11 protein-coding genes and 1 rRNA gene are annotated in these 15494 nt (G+C 71.7%); 5 read left to right on the forward strand and 7 right to left on the reverse strand.

The features are described 5' to 3' along the window. Positions 1 to 254: 254 nt before the first annotated feature. A 16S ribosomal RNA gene (locus tag V1633_RS35595) occupies positions 255 to 1770 on the reverse strand. Between the two features lie 572 nt (positions 1771 to 2342). On the opposite strand from V1633_RS35595, the gene V1633_RS35600 reads away from it, so the two are divergent. Continuing rightward, positions 2343 to 3017 carry a C39 family peptidase gene (locus tag V1633_RS35600; RefSeq protein ID WP_407952165.1) on the forward strand — a complete coding sequence of 225 codons (675 nt, stop codon included), beginning with the start codon at positions 2343 to 2345 and terminating at the stop codon, positions 3015 to 3017. Between the two features lie 64 nt (positions 3018 to 3081). Here V1633_RS35600 and V1633_RS35605 read toward each other — a convergent pair whose 3' ends face one another. Continuing rightward, positions 3082 to 4011, reverse strand: coding sequence for a cation diffusion facilitator family transporter (locus V1633_RS35605; protein ID WP_331218581.1), 930 nt, complete (start codon positions 4009 to 4011; stop codon positions 3082 to 3084). Positions 4012 to 4173: 162 nt separating this feature from the next. Between V1633_RS35605 and ligA the strand changes: the two genes are divergently transcribed. Continuing rightward, positions 4174 to 6462 (forward strand): NAD-dependent DNA ligase LigA, encoded by a 2289-nt coding sequence (gene ligA / locus V1633_RS35610; protein WP_331218582.1) that lies wholly within the window; start codon positions 4174 to 4176, stop codon positions 6460 to 6462. A gap of 98 nt (positions 6463 to 6560) precedes the next feature. Here the strand turns inward: ligA and V1633_RS35615 are convergent, their stop codons facing one another. After that, positions 6561 to 7472: a putative protein N(5)-glutamine methyltransferase gene (locus tag V1633_RS35615; RefSeq protein WP_331218583.1), complete on the reverse strand. Its 912-nt coding sequence runs from the start codon at positions 7470 to 7472 to the stop codon at positions 6561 to 6563. Between the two features lie 327 nt (positions 7473 to 7799). On the opposite strand from V1633_RS35615, the gene V1633_RS35620 reads away from it, so the two are divergent. The 3 genes from V1633_RS35620 (at position 7800) to V1633_RS35630 (ending at position 10195) form a co-directional block, all read left to right on the forward strand. Further along, positions 7800 to 9056 (forward strand): sodium:proton exchanger, encoded by a 1257-nt coding sequence (locus V1633_RS35620; protein ID WP_331218584.1) that lies wholly within the window; start codon positions 7800 to 7802, stop codon positions 9054 to 9056. Positions 9057 to 9208: 152 nt separating this feature from the next. Then, the gene (locus V1633_RS35625; RefSeq protein ID WP_331218585.1) at positions 9209 to 9871 is read left to right on the forward strand and encodes a lipoprotein; all 663 of its coding nucleotides are present in this window, start codon (positions 9209 to 9211) and stop codon (positions 9869 to 9871) included. Positions 9872 to 10015: 144 nt separating this feature from the next. Beyond that, positions 10016 to 10195, forward strand: a complete 180-nt coding sequence (locus V1633_RS35630) for a hypothetical protein (protein WP_331218586.1) — start codon at positions 10016 to 10018, stop codon at positions 10193 to 10195. Between the two features lie 125 nt (positions 10196 to 10320). Here V1633_RS35630 and V1633_RS35635 read toward each other — a convergent pair whose 3' ends face one another. From V1633_RS35635 to V1633_RS35650, 4 genes are all read right to left on the reverse strand, one after another. Next, entirely contained in the window at positions 10321 to 12006 is a 1686-nt protein-coding gene (locus V1633_RS35635; RefSeq protein WP_331218587.1) for a PucR family transcriptional regulator, read from the reverse strand. Positions 12007 to 12163: 157 nt separating this feature from the next. After that, positions 12164 to 13270 carry an o-succinylbenzoate synthase gene (menC, locus tag V1633_RS35640; RefSeq protein ID WP_331218588.1) on the reverse strand — a complete coding sequence of 369 codons (1107 nt, stop codon included), beginning with the start codon at positions 13268 to 13270 and terminating at the stop codon, positions 12164 to 12166. 29 nt (positions 13271 to 13299) lie between these two features. Then, complete coding sequence (locus V1633_RS35645; protein ID WP_331218589.1) at positions 13300 to 14253, reverse strand: GNAT family N-acetyltransferase; 954 nt, start codon at positions 14251 to 14253, stop codon at positions 13300 to 13302. Then, positions 14250 to 15494 carry a M20 family metallopeptidase gene (locus V1633_RS35650; protein WP_331218590.1) on the reverse strand — a complete coding sequence of 415 codons (1245 nt, stop codon included), beginning with the start codon at positions 15492 to 15494 and terminating at the stop codon, positions 14250 to 14252. The genes V1633_RS35645 and V1633_RS35650 overlap by 4 nt, the downstream gene beginning before the upstream one ends.

Below are 15494 nucleotides of genomic sequence, written 5' to 3' on the forward strand. Positions count from 1 at the left end.
GTTTGCGGGGCCAGGCCATGCCTGGCAGAGAAAACAACCACCACGTGGCTTGTTCCCTCAGGACCCAACAGGATGCTCTACACCAGAACCAGCCGCACCATCAGAACCTTCCACCACCCCCCGAAAGGAATGCGTACAAGAACCTCAAGCCGCTGCCAGCCCTGACTCGCCAGTGTCTCCGCCAACGAGCACCCCGACCCGACATTCGCAGGTCGCGGGCTCCTACCCCACTTTCGCAGGGAGGTGCTCCTTAGAAAGGAGGTGATCCAGCCGCACCTTCCGGTACGGCTACCTTGTTACGACTTCGTCCCAATCGCCAGCCCCACCTTCGACGGCTCCCCCCCTTACGGGTTAGGCCACCGGCTTCGGGTGTTGCCGACTTTCGTGACGTGACGGGCGGTGTGTACAAGGCCCGGGAACGTATTCACCGCAGCGTTGCTGATCTGCGATTACTAGCGACTCCGACTTCACGGGGTCGAGTTGCAGACCCCGATCCGAACTGAGACCGGCTTTTTGGGATTCGCTCCACCTCACGGTATCGCAGCCCATTGTACCGGCCATTGTAGCATGCGTGAAGCCCTGGACATAAGGGGCATGATGACTTGACGTCATCCCCACCTTCCTCCGAGTTGACCCCGGCAGTCTTCGATGAGTCCCCGCCATAACGCGCTGGCAACATCGAACAAGGGTTGCGCTCGTTGCGGGACTTAACCCAACATCTCACGACACGAGCTGACGACAGCCATGCACCACCTGTGACCGCCCCCGAAGGACCCCACATCTCTGCAGGTTTTGCGGCCATGTCAAACCCAGGTAAGGTTCTTCGCGTTGCATCGAATTAATCCGCATGCTCCGCCGCTTGTGCGGGCCCCCGTCAATTCCTTTGAGTTTTAGCCTTGCGGCCGTACTCCCCAGGCGGGGCGCTTAATGCGTTAGCTGCGGCACAGAGAACCGGAGAGGCCCCCCACACCTAGCGCCCAACGTTTACAGCGTGGACTACCAGGGTATCTAATCCTGTTCGCTCCCCACGCTTTCGCTCCTCAGCGTCAGTATCGGCCCAGAGACCCGCCTTCGCCACCGGTGTTCCTCCTGATATCTGCGCATTTCACCGCTACACCAGGAATTCCAGTCTCCCCTACCGAACTCTAGCCTGCCCGTATCGGCTGCAAGCCCACAGTTGAGCTGTGGGTTTTCACAGTCGACGCGACAAGCCGCCTACGAGCTCTTTACGCCCAATAAATCCGGACAACGCTCGCGCCCTACGTCTTACCGCGGCTGCTGGCACGTAGTTGGCCGGCGCTTCTTCTGCAGGTACCGTCACTTGCGCTTCGTCCCTGCTGAAAGAGGTTTACAACCCGAAGGCCGTCATCCCTCACACGGCGTCGCTGCATCAGGCTTCCGCCCATTGTGCAATATTCCCCACTGCTGCCTCCCGTAGGAGTCTGGGCCGTGTCTCAGTCCCAGTGTGGCCGGTCGCCCTCTCAGGCCGGCTACCCGTCGTCGCCTTGGTAGGCCATCACCCCACCAACAAGCTGATAGGCCGCGAGCCCATCCCAGGCCGAAAAACTTTCCACACACCACCATGCGGTGACATGTCATATCCGGTATTAGCCCCCGTTTCCGAGGGTTATCCCAAAGCCTGAGGCAGGTTACTCACGTGTTACTCACCCGTTCGCCGCTCGAGTACCCCGAAGGGCCTTTCCGCTCGACTTGCATGTGTTAAGCACGCCGCCAGCGTTCGTCCTGAGCCAGGATCAAACTCTCCAACAAAAACTTGGAAAATCAACCCAGCAACAAATTAAACACTTGCTGCCAAACAAACAAACATTTGGCACTGGCTTATCAAGCACCCTGTTGAGTTCTCAAAGAACAAACACACACCGACCAGCAGATCCTAAGACCAACCACTCGGGGCTCTTGCTCCGTTGTCCCCGGCGTTTCCCCCGGGCACTCCGTAAACCTTACCCGACCGTTTTCGCCTCGTCAAACCGGTATCTCCCGGTTTGTCGTGCTTCCCCGGCGGGGCCGTGCACCCCTCGGGCACAGCGGACTGGCCGCTGAAGTCCTTTCGGGGCTGGCAGGCCGGCCGCCGCGGTGTGACCCGCCAGGCTCGCCCGGTTCCCTGCCGAGCGAGAAAGTTACACGCCCGGAACCCGTACGCCAAATCGGGGTGGCGAACCCGGTCAATCGCCCTGACAAATCTGGGAATGTCAGACATCCCGACGACGTTGCCCCCAGGTACGCCGCTGATCAGGCGGGCCGGCCGATTCCGGTGACACCCTCTTCCACTCCGCCACCGGACGTGACGGCCTTCACCGACATACGGCCGGAAGGAGGCCACTGTGCTGACCACCCTCGTGCAACGGGTCCGGTGGCTGACCGCCACCACCCCACCCACCACCCGCAGAGCGGCGCTCGCCGTGGCCGGGCTCGCCGTCATCGGCGGCTCGGTGGCCGGTCCGGCACTGACCCTCGGCGGCCAGGCGGACCTCCGAGTCGCGGCACCGCCGGCCAGGGAGCTGACGGTCGAATACCAGGCCCAGCCGAACTTCTACTACTGCGGCCCGGCCGCCACCCGGATCGCGCTGACCGCGCAGGGTCCGGCGCCGAGCCAGGACGAGATCGCGAACCAGCTCGGCACCACCGTCAACGGCACCGACTCGGCCGAGGACACCACCCGGGTCCTCAACAGCGTCGGGGACACCGACTTCTACCGCACCCGGTCGATCCCGGAGCAGGTCGCCACCCCGGCCGAGACGGACCGGCTGCGGTCCGACGTGACCCGGGCCGTCGCCACCGACCACCCGGTCGTGGTCAACGTCATCGGCACCGCCACCGACACGACGGGCGCGCCGCACTCGTACGACGGGGGTCACTACCTGACCGTGGTCGGCTACCGCGATGACGGTCGTACCGTGAAGATCGCCGACCCGGCGGACGTGAACGGTGCCAGCTCGTACTGGATGAGCACGACGAACCTGGCGAACTGGGCCGCCACCCGGGGCTACTCCGGCTGACCGGGAGGTCGGAGCCCCGTGCCGCAGCAGGCACCCGAGCGCTCCGACCTCGCCACCTGGCGGGTCAACGGGTACGCCGGGTGGGGTCCAGGAAGACGTACCGGATCGCGGGGTTCCCGGCGATCAGCCGGCGCTCGGCCTCGTCCGCCGCGATCTCGATCTCGCCCCGGCCCGCCTCCTCGGCGAAGTTGATTTTCGCCGCCACCAGGATGTCCTCCGGCCCGAGTTGCAGGGTCATCAGCTCGTCCACCCCCCGCACGTTCGGTACGGCGGAGAGCTCCCGGTGGATCTCCTCGCGGACCGCCTCCCGAGCCGAACGCCCGACCAGGTGCACCACGTTGCTGTACGCCAGGGTGGTCGCCACCACCAGCAGCAGCGCGCCGATCCCGATGGAGGCGAGGCCGTCCCAGAGCGGGCTGCCGGTCAGCTCGGACAGTGCCACCCCGGCGCCGGCCAGGACCAGGCCGACCAGGGCCGCGCTGTCCTCCAGCAGCACCGCCTTGAGCGTGGTGTTCGGGGTGTAGCGGGCGATCCGCAGCCACGGCACCCTCCACCGGCTCGCCCGGTGCCGCACCTGCCGCACGGAACGCAGCAGGGACACGCCCTCGGCGACGAAGGAGACGGCCAGGACCAGGTACGCCGCCAGAGGGTCGATCTGCTCCTCCCGGGACTGGATCGCGTCGATGCCCTGGAAGATCGAGAATCCGGCGCCGACGACGAAGGTGACGGTGGCCGCGATGAAGGCCCAGAGGTAGGTCTCCCGGCCGTGGCCGAACGGGTACTGGACGGTGGCTGGCCGGGCGCCCCGGCGCAGCGCCACGAAGAGCAGCACCTCGGTGGTCGTGTCGGCGACCGAGTGCGCGGCTTCGGCGAGCACGGCCGCCGAGCCGGAGACCACGCCGGCCACGGCCTTGGCCACGGCCACGGCGAGGTTGGCCAGCCCCGCCACCACCACCGTGCCGAGGCTCTCCGGGCGCTGCGCGGGCTCGGACATGAGGTCAGCCTAGGTCTCTCCGCGGGCCCAGCAGGTCGACGTGGTGAACAAGCAGCCCTTCCGCGACCAGGAGCCCGGGCGTACCGTCGCTGCCTGCGGCGGAGCGGGCCGTCGTACCCGGTCTCTAGGCTGTGCGCGGCCGGACGGAAGAGGGGTACGGGGATGAATGAGCTGGTGGTAGACCCGATCAGGTCGGCGGCGGTCGATGCGGGGGAGCCGGTGACGGTCGACCCGGTGGAGCCCGGGGTGGCGGTCGTGGCGGCAGAGCCGGTGGTGGACGCCGGGGTGGCGGCGCCGTTCGACGACCCGTCGGACTACGCGACGGCGCTCGCCGAGATCCGGTCGGCCGCGGCGGAGTACTACAACGGTGCCGAGCTGGCGATGGACGACGCGACGTACGACGCGCTGCTGGCCCGGGTCGTCGCCACCGAGACCGCCCACCCGGACTGGAAGGCGGACGACTCGCCCAGCGAGCTGGTCGCGGCCGGTGTCGGGGTGGTCGGCGACGTCGTACACAGCGAACCGATGCTCAGCCTCGACAACGTCTTCGGCGCCGACGCGCTGGGCCGGTGGGCGGTACGGCTGGAGAAGCTGCTCGGGCGGCCCGTCGCCGGCTACACGGTCGAGCCCAAGATCGACGGCCTCGCCATCGCCGCCCGGTACGTCGACGGCCGGCTGACCCAGGTGGCCACCCGGGGCGACGGCCGGGCCGGTGAGGACGTCACCACCCAGGCCCGTCGGGCGGTCGGCCTGCCGGAGCAGCTCGGCGAGCCGGTGACGATGGAGATCCGGGGCGAGGTCTTCATGACCGACGCGGACTTCGCCCGGGCCAACGAGCTGCGGACCGGGCACGGCGAGCCGCCGTTCGCGCACCCGCGCAGCGCCGCCGCCGGCACGCTGCGTGCCCAGGACCGGGCGTACGACGCGCCGCTGTCCTTCCTCGCCTACTCGGTGCACGGCCTGCCCGACGGTGTCGCCGGCACGGACCCGCTGCCGCACTCGGCGATCATGGCGTACGTCGAGCGACTCGGGGTCGCCACCACCGCCGGGTCGGCCGCCGGCATGCCGCTCTGCGGCACCCTCGACGAGGTGCTCGCCGCGGTGGAGGCGCTCTACGCCCGGCGTGGTGAACTCGGCTTCGGGATCGACGGCGCGGTCGTCAAGGCGGATTCGCCGGCCGACCGGGAGCTGGCCGGTTCGGGGACCCGGGCGCCGCGCTGGGGCGTCGCCTACAAGTTCCCGGCCGACACGCGAACGACCACCCTGCTGCGGATCGAGGTGCAGGTCGGTCGCACCGGTGTGATCACCCCGGTCGCCGTACTGGCACCGGTGCAGGTCGGCGGGGTGACGGTCACCTCGGCGACCCTGCACAACTTCGACGACCTGGTACGCCGCAACGTCCGGGCCGGGGACACCGTCTTCGTCCGGCGGGCCGGCGACGTGATCCCGGAGGTGACCGGCGCCAAGCTCGACGAACGGCCGGCGGATTCGGCGCCGTACGAGCCACCGGTCGACTGCCCACGCTGCGGCGGCGAGATCGACCGCTCGCAGAAGCGTTGGCGCTGTGTCCAGGGACGGGCCTGCGGTGCCCGTGAGTCGCTGGCCTACTACGCGGCCCGGGACTCGATGGACATCGAGGGGCTCGGCAGCAAGATCATCGATCTGCTGGTCGACGCCCGGCTGGTGACCGACCCCGGTGACCTCTACGCCCTCGCCCCGGAGACGCTGGTCACCCTCGACCGGCTCGGTGACGTGTCGGCCCGCAAACTCGTCGCGAACATCGACGCCTCCCGGGCGCAGCCACTGTCCCGGGTCCTCACCGGGCTCGGCGTCCGGATGACCGGCCGTTCGATGTCGCGTCGGCTGGCGCGGCACTTCGGCACGATGGAGGCGCTGCTCGGCGCGTCCGTGACCGACCTGCAGCAGGTCGAGGGGGTCGGCCCGGAACGGGCCGTCACCATCGCGGCCGAATTGGTTGAGTTGACCCCGGTGATCAACAAGTTGGCCGGGCACCACGTGAACATGACCGAGCCGGGGGTCACCGGGCCGCCGACCGGCGCGGACGGCACCGCCGGTGACGAGACCCACGGCGGTGACCCCGGCACGCCGTCCGCGAGCGCGCTGCCGCTGCGACGGCCCGACGGCACCCCGATGACCGTGGTGGTCACCGGCTCGGTGCCGGGACTGACCCGCAACGAGGGGAACGAGGCGGTCGAACGGCTCGGCGGCAGGTCCTCCGGTTCGGTCTCGAAGAAGACCGATCTCGTCGTGGTCGGCGAGGGCGCCGGCAGCAAGGCGGAGAAGGCCACCACGCTGGGCGTACCGGTGCTGGCGGCGGAACGCTTCGCCGAACTGCTGGCCGCGCACCTCGCCGGCGACGCGGCGACGATCTCGGCGATCCTGGCCACCCCCGGCGACGCCGAGCCGGCGACGGCCGGACAACCGCAGTAACGGCGGCGGGCAGCCGCCCCGGACAACCGCAGCGGCGGCAGAGGGCAGCGGGCAACAGCCGCCCCGGACAGCCGCGGTGGCCGGAGGTCCGGGGCGGCTCAGCGCCGGCCGATGACAGCGGTGCCCAGGAGTTCCTCGTCGCTGACCACGGTCGGGGTGAGCCCGGCCCCGGTCAGCGCGTCGAGCGCGTCGGCCACCTGCGCCCGGCTCGTCTCCAGCAACAGATGCCCGCCGGGAGCGAGCCATTCCCGGGCCCCGGTGGCCACCCGACGCAGTACGTCGAGGCCGTCCGGCCCACCGTCGAGCGCGACCAGCGGCTCGTGGAGCCGTGCCTCCGGCGGAAGCAGCTCGACGGCACCGGTGGGGACGTACGGCACGTTCGCCACGAGTACGTCGATCCGGCCCCGGAGCCCGGCGGGCAGCGCGTCGTACAGGTCGCCGGCGTACACCTGTCCACCGAGCGGGGCGAGGTTGCGCAACGCGCAGCGTACGGCGGCCGGGTCGACGTCCGACGCGTGCAACTCGACGCCGGCGACCAGGTTCGCCACCGCCACCCCGATCGCCCCCGACCCGCAGCCCAGATCCAGTACGGTGGCACCCCGCACGGCCAGCGTCGCCGCCTGCCGGGCGAGCAGTTCGGTACGGCGACGCGGTACGAAGACCCCGGGGTCGACCGCGATCCGCAGTCCGCAGAAGTCGACCCAGCCGACGATGTGCTCCAGCGGCAGGCCGGCGACCCGGCGTTCGACCATCTGCCGGAGCACCACCGGGCTCGGTGCGGAGTCGATCAGGAGCTGGGCCTCGTCCTCGGCGAAGACGCAACCGGCGGCCCGCAGCCGCTCGACAATGGCCGCGGTGTCCGCCGCCGTCGCGGCGCCGGCCTCGACGGCGATGGCGGGGCCGGGATCGGCGGCCTGCCCGACGGCGGCGGCCGGATCGGACTCGGTCGGCTCAGCGGCGGACGTGGTGGTACGACAACCGCGTGTGGTGGAGAAACCGGATGGGAACATGGGTGATCCTTCGAGAGCCTGGCGGCGCTCCTGTGGTCACCGAGGCCCGGTCCACCCCGAGGAGGGCAGGGGCCCGCGTGGTGGGAGCACCGCGCCGGTAATGGCGAAAATCGGTCCCACCTCCTCGGGTCGCAGCGACTGAACCCGGACAACCTACCGCACGGCCGGCGCGGACGGCACGGCCGCACGCACCACCGGTCGGCGTTCCCTCCGCCGGCCGGTCCCACCGGTCGTTGATCTGGCCGATTCCGCCCTCTTCCGGCGTCCCGGTCCGGCAGGCTCGATGTGACGGGGGTGGCGGCGGTGCGGGTGAGGCTCGATGTCACGATGTCGAACCGGGCGGCGTTGCTCCGGGTCGGCATCGCGGTCGTCGTGGCCGTACCCGCCGTCGCCATCCGGCTCTCCGGCCGGCACCTCCCGCCGGTGGCCGCCATGGCGGTCTTCGGAATCGCGGTGCTGGCGGCGGTGGCGCTGCTGATGTGGGCCTCCGAGGTCGCCCGGGTCGACCTGCCGGGCAGTCTCGCACTCGCCCTGCTCGCACTGGTGGCGGTGCTTCCGGAGTACGCGATCGACATCTACTTCGCCTACGTGGCCGGCTCCGACCCGGGTTTCTCCGCCTTCGCCCTGGCGAACATGACCGGCGCCAACCGGCTGCTGATCGGCGTGGCCTGGCCGCTGCTGGTCTTCTTCGCCATCTGGGCGGTACGGCGGCGGGGGCAGCCGGGCGACCGCAACGGTGTGAGCCTGGCGCCACACCGCCGGACCGAGACCGTCTACCTGCTGATCGCGACCGTGTACGCCCTGGTCATCCCCTTGACCGGACGGTTGGCGTGGTACGACAGCATCGTGCTCGGCGGCCTGTTCGCGCTCTACCTGTCCCGGATCGGCCGGACCGCACACACCGAGGAGGCACTGGTCGGGGTGGCCGCCACCCTGGCCGGCCAGCCGACCGTACGGCGCCGGACGACGGTGGCCGTACTCTTCGTCGCGGCCGCCGTGGTGGTGCTCAGCGCGGCCGAGCCGTTCGGCAAGTCCCTCGTCGAGGCCGGCAAGTCCCTCGGGATCGACGAGTTCCTCCTGGTGCAGTGGTTGGCTCCGGTCGCCTCCGAGGCGCCGGAGGTGATCGTGGCGGTGGCGTTCGCGCTGCGCGGCCGGGCCGACGACGGGCTCGGCGCGCTGCTGGCCGCGAAGCTCAACCAGTGGACGCTGCTGATCGCCTGCCTGCCGCTCGCCTTCTACCTCGGCGGCGGCGAGTTCGACGGTCTGCCGCTGGACTCCCGGCAGGTCGAGGAGCTGTACCTCACCACCGCGCAGACCCTGCTCGGGGTGGCGATCCTGATGAACCTGCGGATCTCCCGCCTGGAGGCGGCGCTGCTGTTCGTGCTCTTCGCGGTGCAGTTCGCGATACCGACCCAGACCGTCCGGTACGGGGTCGCGATCGTGTACGCCGCGCTGGCCCTGGCGATGCTGGCGTACCGCCGCCGGGAACTGCCGGCGCTGGCCCGGGCCGCCTGGCCGACCGGCGACAACCGTCCCGGCGGCCCCCGGTCCACCGCGTCGTCGCACCGGGCCGACGACCGGTAGGCGCCGCCGGGGAGCCTGGGTCGGGCACCGGTCGCCCGACCACGGCGAGCCGCCCCGCCCGGTCGCCCCCACACCGACGGGCAACCCGATTGACGTGGCGCCGGGCGCTCGGGTTTGCTTGCCCGGCCCAACATCAGCAAGGAGCGAAAAGCGTGCCGAGCAAACTTCGTGTGGCCGTACTGGCCGCGCTCACCATCGCGCTGGCGGCGGGCTGCGCCGGCGATCCGGAGTCGACGAACGGCGGCGGGTCGACCTCGGCGAGCCCGAGCGCGACACCGCCGGCACCCGGACCACCCTGGTACGACGACGTCGCCCCGGCCGCCGCAGCGGTCAAGGTCGGTCCCGAGGGCACGGACTGCGAGATGCCGATCACCTTCGACGTACCCGCGAGTTGGAAGCCGAAGGACATCGAGTTCAACCCGGAGTTCGCCGAACTGATGCAGCAGGGCGGTTCCACCGCCACCTGTGAGATCGACGCGAAGCCGACCGGCAACATCGGATTCCTGCGGATCTGGGTCGTCGACCGCGGCGCCGTCATCGGGGCCCGCAAGGGGCTTGAGGAGTTCCTCGCCGCCAACGGCGAGATCACCGAACTGCAGTACCGGGACACGCTGGCCGGACCGCTGCGCGCGACCGAGGCGACGTACCTGCAGAAGAGCGAGCTGACCGGGGAGTTCAGGCGGGAACGCGCCCTGGTGGTGGCGACCCGGTTCGGCACGATGCTACTCACGCTCGCCGGCCTCGACACCGAGGAGTTCGAGGCGATGCTCCCGGCGTACCAGTTGGCGAAGCAGACGATCTCCGTCACCCGCTGACGGCGGCGACCCGGCGGTCCGGTCACCGAGGAGATGACCTCGGCGGCGACGGGACGACAGGCGGTGAACCGTTTGCGGATCACCTCCGTGTGGATGCCGAACGGCTCCGGACGTACTGGAACCAGGTAGACCATGGAGAAGACGATGCTGCGCAAGCGTTTGCTGCCTCTCGCCGCCCTGCTGGCCGTCGGCACGGCAGTGCTGGCCGCCTGCGACTCGACCCCGAGTACGCCCGCGGCCCAGAACACCACCCCGACACTCCGGCACAGCCGTCCTGAACAGCGGAAACACCGCCGGGCCCGGGTTGTGGCGATGCCGGTGTGACGCGGCCGACGCCGCCCGGCGGTGTGACACGGACGACGCCGGGGCGCTCGCCAGGCCACCGGCCGGGAGATCAGGCCGCGCACGAGGACGGCCGGAAGCGGCCGGCGCCTCAGGGTCGGCGGTGGTCAGCACGTCGGACCGGTGGGTGGGTCCGTCGGTGGTGGCACCACCCGGAGTTGCAGCATCGCGGCGAACCGGGCCTGCGGATCGTTCAGGTCCAACCCGCCCACCTCGGTGAGCCGGCGCAACCGGTAGCGGAAGGTGTTCGGGTGCACGTAGAGCGCGGCGGAGGCGGCGACCACGTCGCCGAACGCGTCCAGCCAGGCCTGCAGGGTCCGGACCAGGCTGGTGTTGTGCTGCGCGTCGTAGGCGTACAGCCGGGCGACCGGGCCGGTCGGGCGGTCGCCGCGCGCCGCGACCAGGTCGCGGAGTTCGAGCAGCAACGCCTCGACGTACACGTCGGCGAGCCGGACCACCCGGCGGCTCTCCGCGCCGCCGGAGCGGAGCACCCGCAGTGCCCGGTCGGCGCTGTCCCGGGCGGCGGCGAGCCCGACCACGTCCCGCGCGACCGGGCCGATGCCGACCACGGCGCGTACCCGGTCACCGACCCGGTCGAGAAAGTCGGTGGCGATCCGCACCGCCCGCTGCTCACCGTCCACCCCGTCGGCCACCGGTACCAGGCCGTAGGCGACATCGCCGACCAGGGCCGCCGCACAGCGCGGATGCAGCGCGCTGAGATGCATCGCCAGGCCGTCGCCGAGTCGCTGTCGTTCTGTGGCGATGCCCGGGTCGGTGCTCGCCGGGGCGGTGTCCGGGCCGTCGCCGGGGTCGAGCACGGCCAGCGCGAGCAGCACCACCGGCTGATCGGCCAGGCCCAGCCGGTTCAGCGCCTCCCGCGCTCCGGTGCCGCCCTCCAACGCCGTACTGACCAGGTCGGCGCGGAGCCGCCGTTCGACGTCCGCACCGGCACGGATCCGCAGCAGGTGCAGGGCGACCAGCCGGGCCGCGTCGCGGAACGCCCGGGTCCGTTCCTCGCTGAGCGGTTCGCGGACCGCCGCCCAGATCGAGCCGAGCACCTCGTCGCCGGCCCGGACCGCGACCGCCACCCGGGGTACGGCGAACTCGTCCGGCCAGGTACGCGGCGGCGCCACGAACACCGGCTGGTCGCTGCGGTACAGCTCGCGGAAGACGCCGCGTTCGGTGAGCATCCGCGAGTACCGCTCCGGCACCTGCCGGCCGAGGATCGTCTCCACCCGGGACCGGTCCGCCTCGTCCTGCCGGCCGGAGAACGCCAGCACCCGCAGGTTCCGGTCCTCGATGGTGACCGGCGCGTCCAACAGTGCGGCGACCGCGTTGGCCAGGGCAAAGAGGTCACCGGACGGTATGCCGCCGAGGGTCTGCCGGCCCACGTCGCCGACGTCCCCCTCGGCGAGCAGCGACCGCAGCAGGGCCGCCAACTGGGTCCAGGACGCTCCCCGGGTCAGCGCCAGCAGCGCCACCCCGGACTCCGCGACAGCGGCCGACACCTCGGCGGTCACCACCACCGGTGCCCGCAGCACCAGGCCGACGGCCTGTTGGCGGCCCAGCGTACGCAGCAGTCGGGTGATCTCGTCCGGCTCCCGTACGCCGATGCCCAGCACCAGCGCGTGCCGGGGCGGCACCGGCTCGTCGAGCGGGTCGTGGATGGCGACGCCGCCGATGTCGGTTCCCTGGTCCGCTACGCCGTGCACCACCTCCAGCAGTGTCGTGCCGAGGTCGTCGAGGACACGGCCGAGGCTGGCGTGGGGGCGCCGGGTCACGGGAACGAGCACCGTCCGAAGCTAGGTTCCGGGGGTTCAGCCTAGTTCGTTCCGGCGTACAAGAATGCCCGGCGGACTCGTCCCCGGCGACGACGCCGCGTCACCCGGACAGCGACCAGCACGGGCGCGTCACCGCGGCAGCGGGCGGGCGGCACCGCGCCGGCGGACGTCACCGCGGCAGCCACTCGGTGTCGGTGGTGACCTCGGCCAGCAGCTCGGGCACCGGTTCGACGCCGATCCCCGGGCCGGTCGGCACCGCGAGGTGCCCGTCGGCCAGCACGAACGGCGGGGTGATGTCGGTGCGGTAGTAACGGTCGGAGGCCGAGGTGTCGCCGGGCAGGGTGAACCCGGGCAGCGCGGCCAGTGCCACGTTCGCGGCCCGGCCGATCCCGCTCTCCAGCATGCCGCCGCACCAGACCGGTACGCCGTGCGCCGCACACAGGTCGTGGATCCGGCGTGCCTCGAGGTAACCGCCGACCCGGCCCGGCTTGACGTTGACGATCGCGCACGCCCCCAGCCGGATGGCATCGGCGGCGGTCCGGGCCGAGGTGATCGACTCGTCCAGGCAGACCGGCGTACGGATGACCCGGGCGAGTTCGACGTGCCCGAGCAGGTCCTCCTCGTCCAGCGGCTGCTCGATCAGCAGCAGGTCGAACGGGTCCAGCCGGGCCAGGTGCCGGGCATCCGCCCGGGTGTACGCGGTGTTCGCGTCCACCTGCAGCAGCACCTCGCCGCCGAACCGCTCCCGTACCGCGCGCACCGGCTCGACGTCCCAGCCCGGTTCGATCTTCAACTTGATCCGGACGTACCCGGCGGAGAGGTAGCCGTCGACCGCGTCCAGCAGTTCGTCGACGGAGTCCATGATGCCAACCGAGACTCCACAGGGGACGGCTTCCCGGGTCGCGCCCAGCTCACGGGCGAGCGTCCGGCCCTCGGCACGCAACTCGGCGTCGAGCACCGCGGTCTCCAGCGCCGCCTTCGCCATCCGGTGGCCCTTGATCGCGGCCAACGCCGGGCCCACCTGGTACGCGTCGAGCCGGGGCGCCGCCGCGAGCGCCGGTACGAGGAACCGGCGCAGCACCTCCCCGGCCGCCGCCACGTACTCCGACGAGTACAGCGGTCCGGACAGCGCCACGCACTCGCCCCAGCCCTCGGCCGCGTCGGTCACCACCCGCACCAGCAGGATGTCCCGGTAGGTCTCGGTGCCGAACGAGGTCCGGAACGGCGCCACCAGCGGCATCCGGATCCGGCGCAGTTCCACTCCGGTGAGCTTCATCGACTTCCCTTCCTCGCAACGGCCACGGTTCACGACTCTCTCGCGGCGGTCCGGTTCACCACGTACCAGCCGGACCGGTCGAACCCCGTCACCCGCGCACCCTGGGTCAGCAGCGGCGCCAGCACGTCCCGGAGTGCCACCCGCCACCGCCGCGCGGTCGCCGGATCGGCCCGGCGCAGTGCCGTGATGTCCGGCGGAACGGCCACCAGCAGTACGTCACCGTCGACCGCTCGGGTCAGCGGCTGGTCCCGCGGCGACCGGTCCAGCGCGACGACGGCGCCCCGGTTCCGCTCCGCCTCGGCATCGGCGGCGGCCACCGACCCGGCGCACGCCGCCACGACGGCCGGGGCGGCGAGATCCCAGCGGAGCAGCAGCCGGTCGGTGTCGTCGTCGCCGTTGATGCCGTCGTTCATCGGGCCGTAGACGTTCGGCAGGTACTGTGCCGGCACCGCGGCCAGTTTCACCAGGTTGAAGTACGCGTTACGGCAGACCAGCGGATCGAAGGTCCAGGCGATCGTGGACACGCCCCGGTGCAGCGCCCAGGCCCGCTGGTGCAGCTTCAGCGCGAAGCCGACGCGGCGCCCCTGCACCGCCCCGGAGACGCCGGCGATGTGGCTGTGCATCGTCCGCCGCTCCGGCGGGCCGAAGAAGGCCATACACGTGCCGACCAGCCGGCCGCCGTCGTACGCTCCGGCGACGTAGTTGCCGGCCTTCGTCAGTGCCCGCAGCAGGTTGACGGTGATCGGCGGGTCGGTCGGGTCCGGGCGCCAGATCCCGTCGACGAGCTGGCACACCTCGCGCAGCCCGGCGAGGTCGGAGACCTCCCGTACCTCGACACCGGCGGCCCGGCCGGCGGCGTCGGCCGCGCTGCCGGCCGCCCGGACGACCGGGTCGACCAGGTCGGCACGGGAGGAGGTGCCGGTACGACGGGACGGCGGTCCGGGGACCCGCGCCGTGCTGACGGCCGGATCCGGACGGGTCACGGCGGTCCGCCGTCGGCGTGGCCGGCGGGCCGGCGCAGTCGGTCGGTGAGTGCCGCGACCAGCGCGGCCCGGCCGGGCAGTTCGGCCACGGTCACGTGCTCGTCGTCGGCGTGTGCGCCACCACCCACCGCGCCGAGACCGTCCAGCGTCGGGGTGCCGACCCCGGCGGTGAAGTTGCCGTCCGAGGCGCCGCCCACGGCCACACCGCCCGGCGGCGGCAGTCCCAACCGCGCGGCGAGGACACTCGCCTGTCCGAACAGCTCGGCCGAGGCGGCGGCGGCCAGCGGCGGCCGGTTCGGTCCACCGGTCACCGTCAGCCGCGCCCCGGGCAGCGCCGGGGCCAGAGCCCGGATCGCCCGGTCGACCCGCTCCTGCTCCGAGACGTCCCAGACCCGTACGTCCACCGCGAAGCCGCCGCTGTCCGGCACCGTGTTCGAGGTGGTCCCCGCCGACAGCACGGTCGGCGTGACGGTGGTGCCCCGACCCGGGTCGGCGAGCGCGCCGACCGCGAGCACCTGGTGCGCCAGCTCCACCGTGGTGTTGATCCCGCGTTCCGGCTCCAGCCCGGCGTGCGCGGCCCGGCCGGCGGCCTCGACCCGGTACCGGGAGACCCCCTTGCGCGCGGTCTTCAGCGCGCCGCCGGCGGCCGACGCCTCCAGCACCAGGGCGCCGGCCCGGCCGACCGCCTCGGCCTCGACCAGTGCCCGGGAACTCGGCGAACCGAGTTCCTCGTCGCCGGTGACCAGGATGGTGACTCCGGACCGGTCGGGCAGCGCCGCCACCGCGTACAGGGCCAGCACCAGGCCGGCCTTCATGTCGAAGCAGCCGGGTCCCCGCAGTACGCCGTCACGCACCTCGTACGGGTGGGTGTCGAGCGAGCCCAGGGGCCAGACCGTGTCGTGGTGGCCGAGCAGCAGCACCCGGGACGGCTGGTCGCCGAACCGCCAGCGCAGGTGCGTCCAGCCGGCCAGGACGATCCGCTCCGGTGCCGACCCGAGCAGCCGGGTGCCGACCCGGGCGACCACCTCGGCACTGGCCGCGACCGCGGCCTGGTCGGCCGACGGCGACTCGCAGCTGACCAGCGTCCCGATGTCGGCCAGCATCGCCGGCAGCGCGGCCCGCATCCGCGCCACCAGCCCGTTGCCCGGGTCGCCGCCCGGCCCGGAACCGGCGTCGGCACCTCTTCGGACACCACCGACGTCAGCGGGCTCACCAAGGGCAGCGACGTCGTCGCCGGGCAC

The organism is Plantactinospora sonchi (assembly GCF_036422035.1).
GTDB classification, from domain to species: Bacteria; Actinomycetota; Actinomycetes; order Mycobacteriales; family Micromonosporaceae; genus Plantactinospora; species Plantactinospora sonchi.

What these genes read in the sequence shown, in the direction of transcription:
- V1633_RS35605 (WP_331218581.1), bottom strand. Translation starts at nt 4,011, where the DNA reads ATGTCCGAGCCCGCGCAGCGCCCGGAGAGCCTCGGCACGGTGGTGGTG.
- ligA (WP_331218582.1), top strand. Translation starts at nt 4,174, where the DNA reads ATGAATGAGCTGGTGGTAGACCCGATCAGGTCGGCGGCGGTCGATGCG.
- V1633_RS35615 (WP_331218583.1), bottom strand. Translation starts at nt 7,472, where the DNA reads ATGTTCCCATCCGGTTTCTCCACCACACGCGGTTGTCGTACCACCACG.
- V1633_RS35620 (WP_331218584.1), top strand. Translation starts at nt 7,800, where the DNA reads ATGTCGAACCGGGCGGCGTTGCTCCGGGTCGGCATCGCGGTCGTCGTG.
- V1633_RS35630 (WP_331218586.1), top strand. Translation starts at nt 10,016, where the DNA reads ATGCTGCGCAAGCGTTTGCTGCCTCTCGCCGCCCTGCTGGCCGTCGGC.
- menC (WP_331218588.1), bottom strand. Translation starts at nt 13,270, where the DNA reads ATGAAGCTCACCGGAGTGGAACTGCGCCGGATCCGGATGCCGCTGGTG.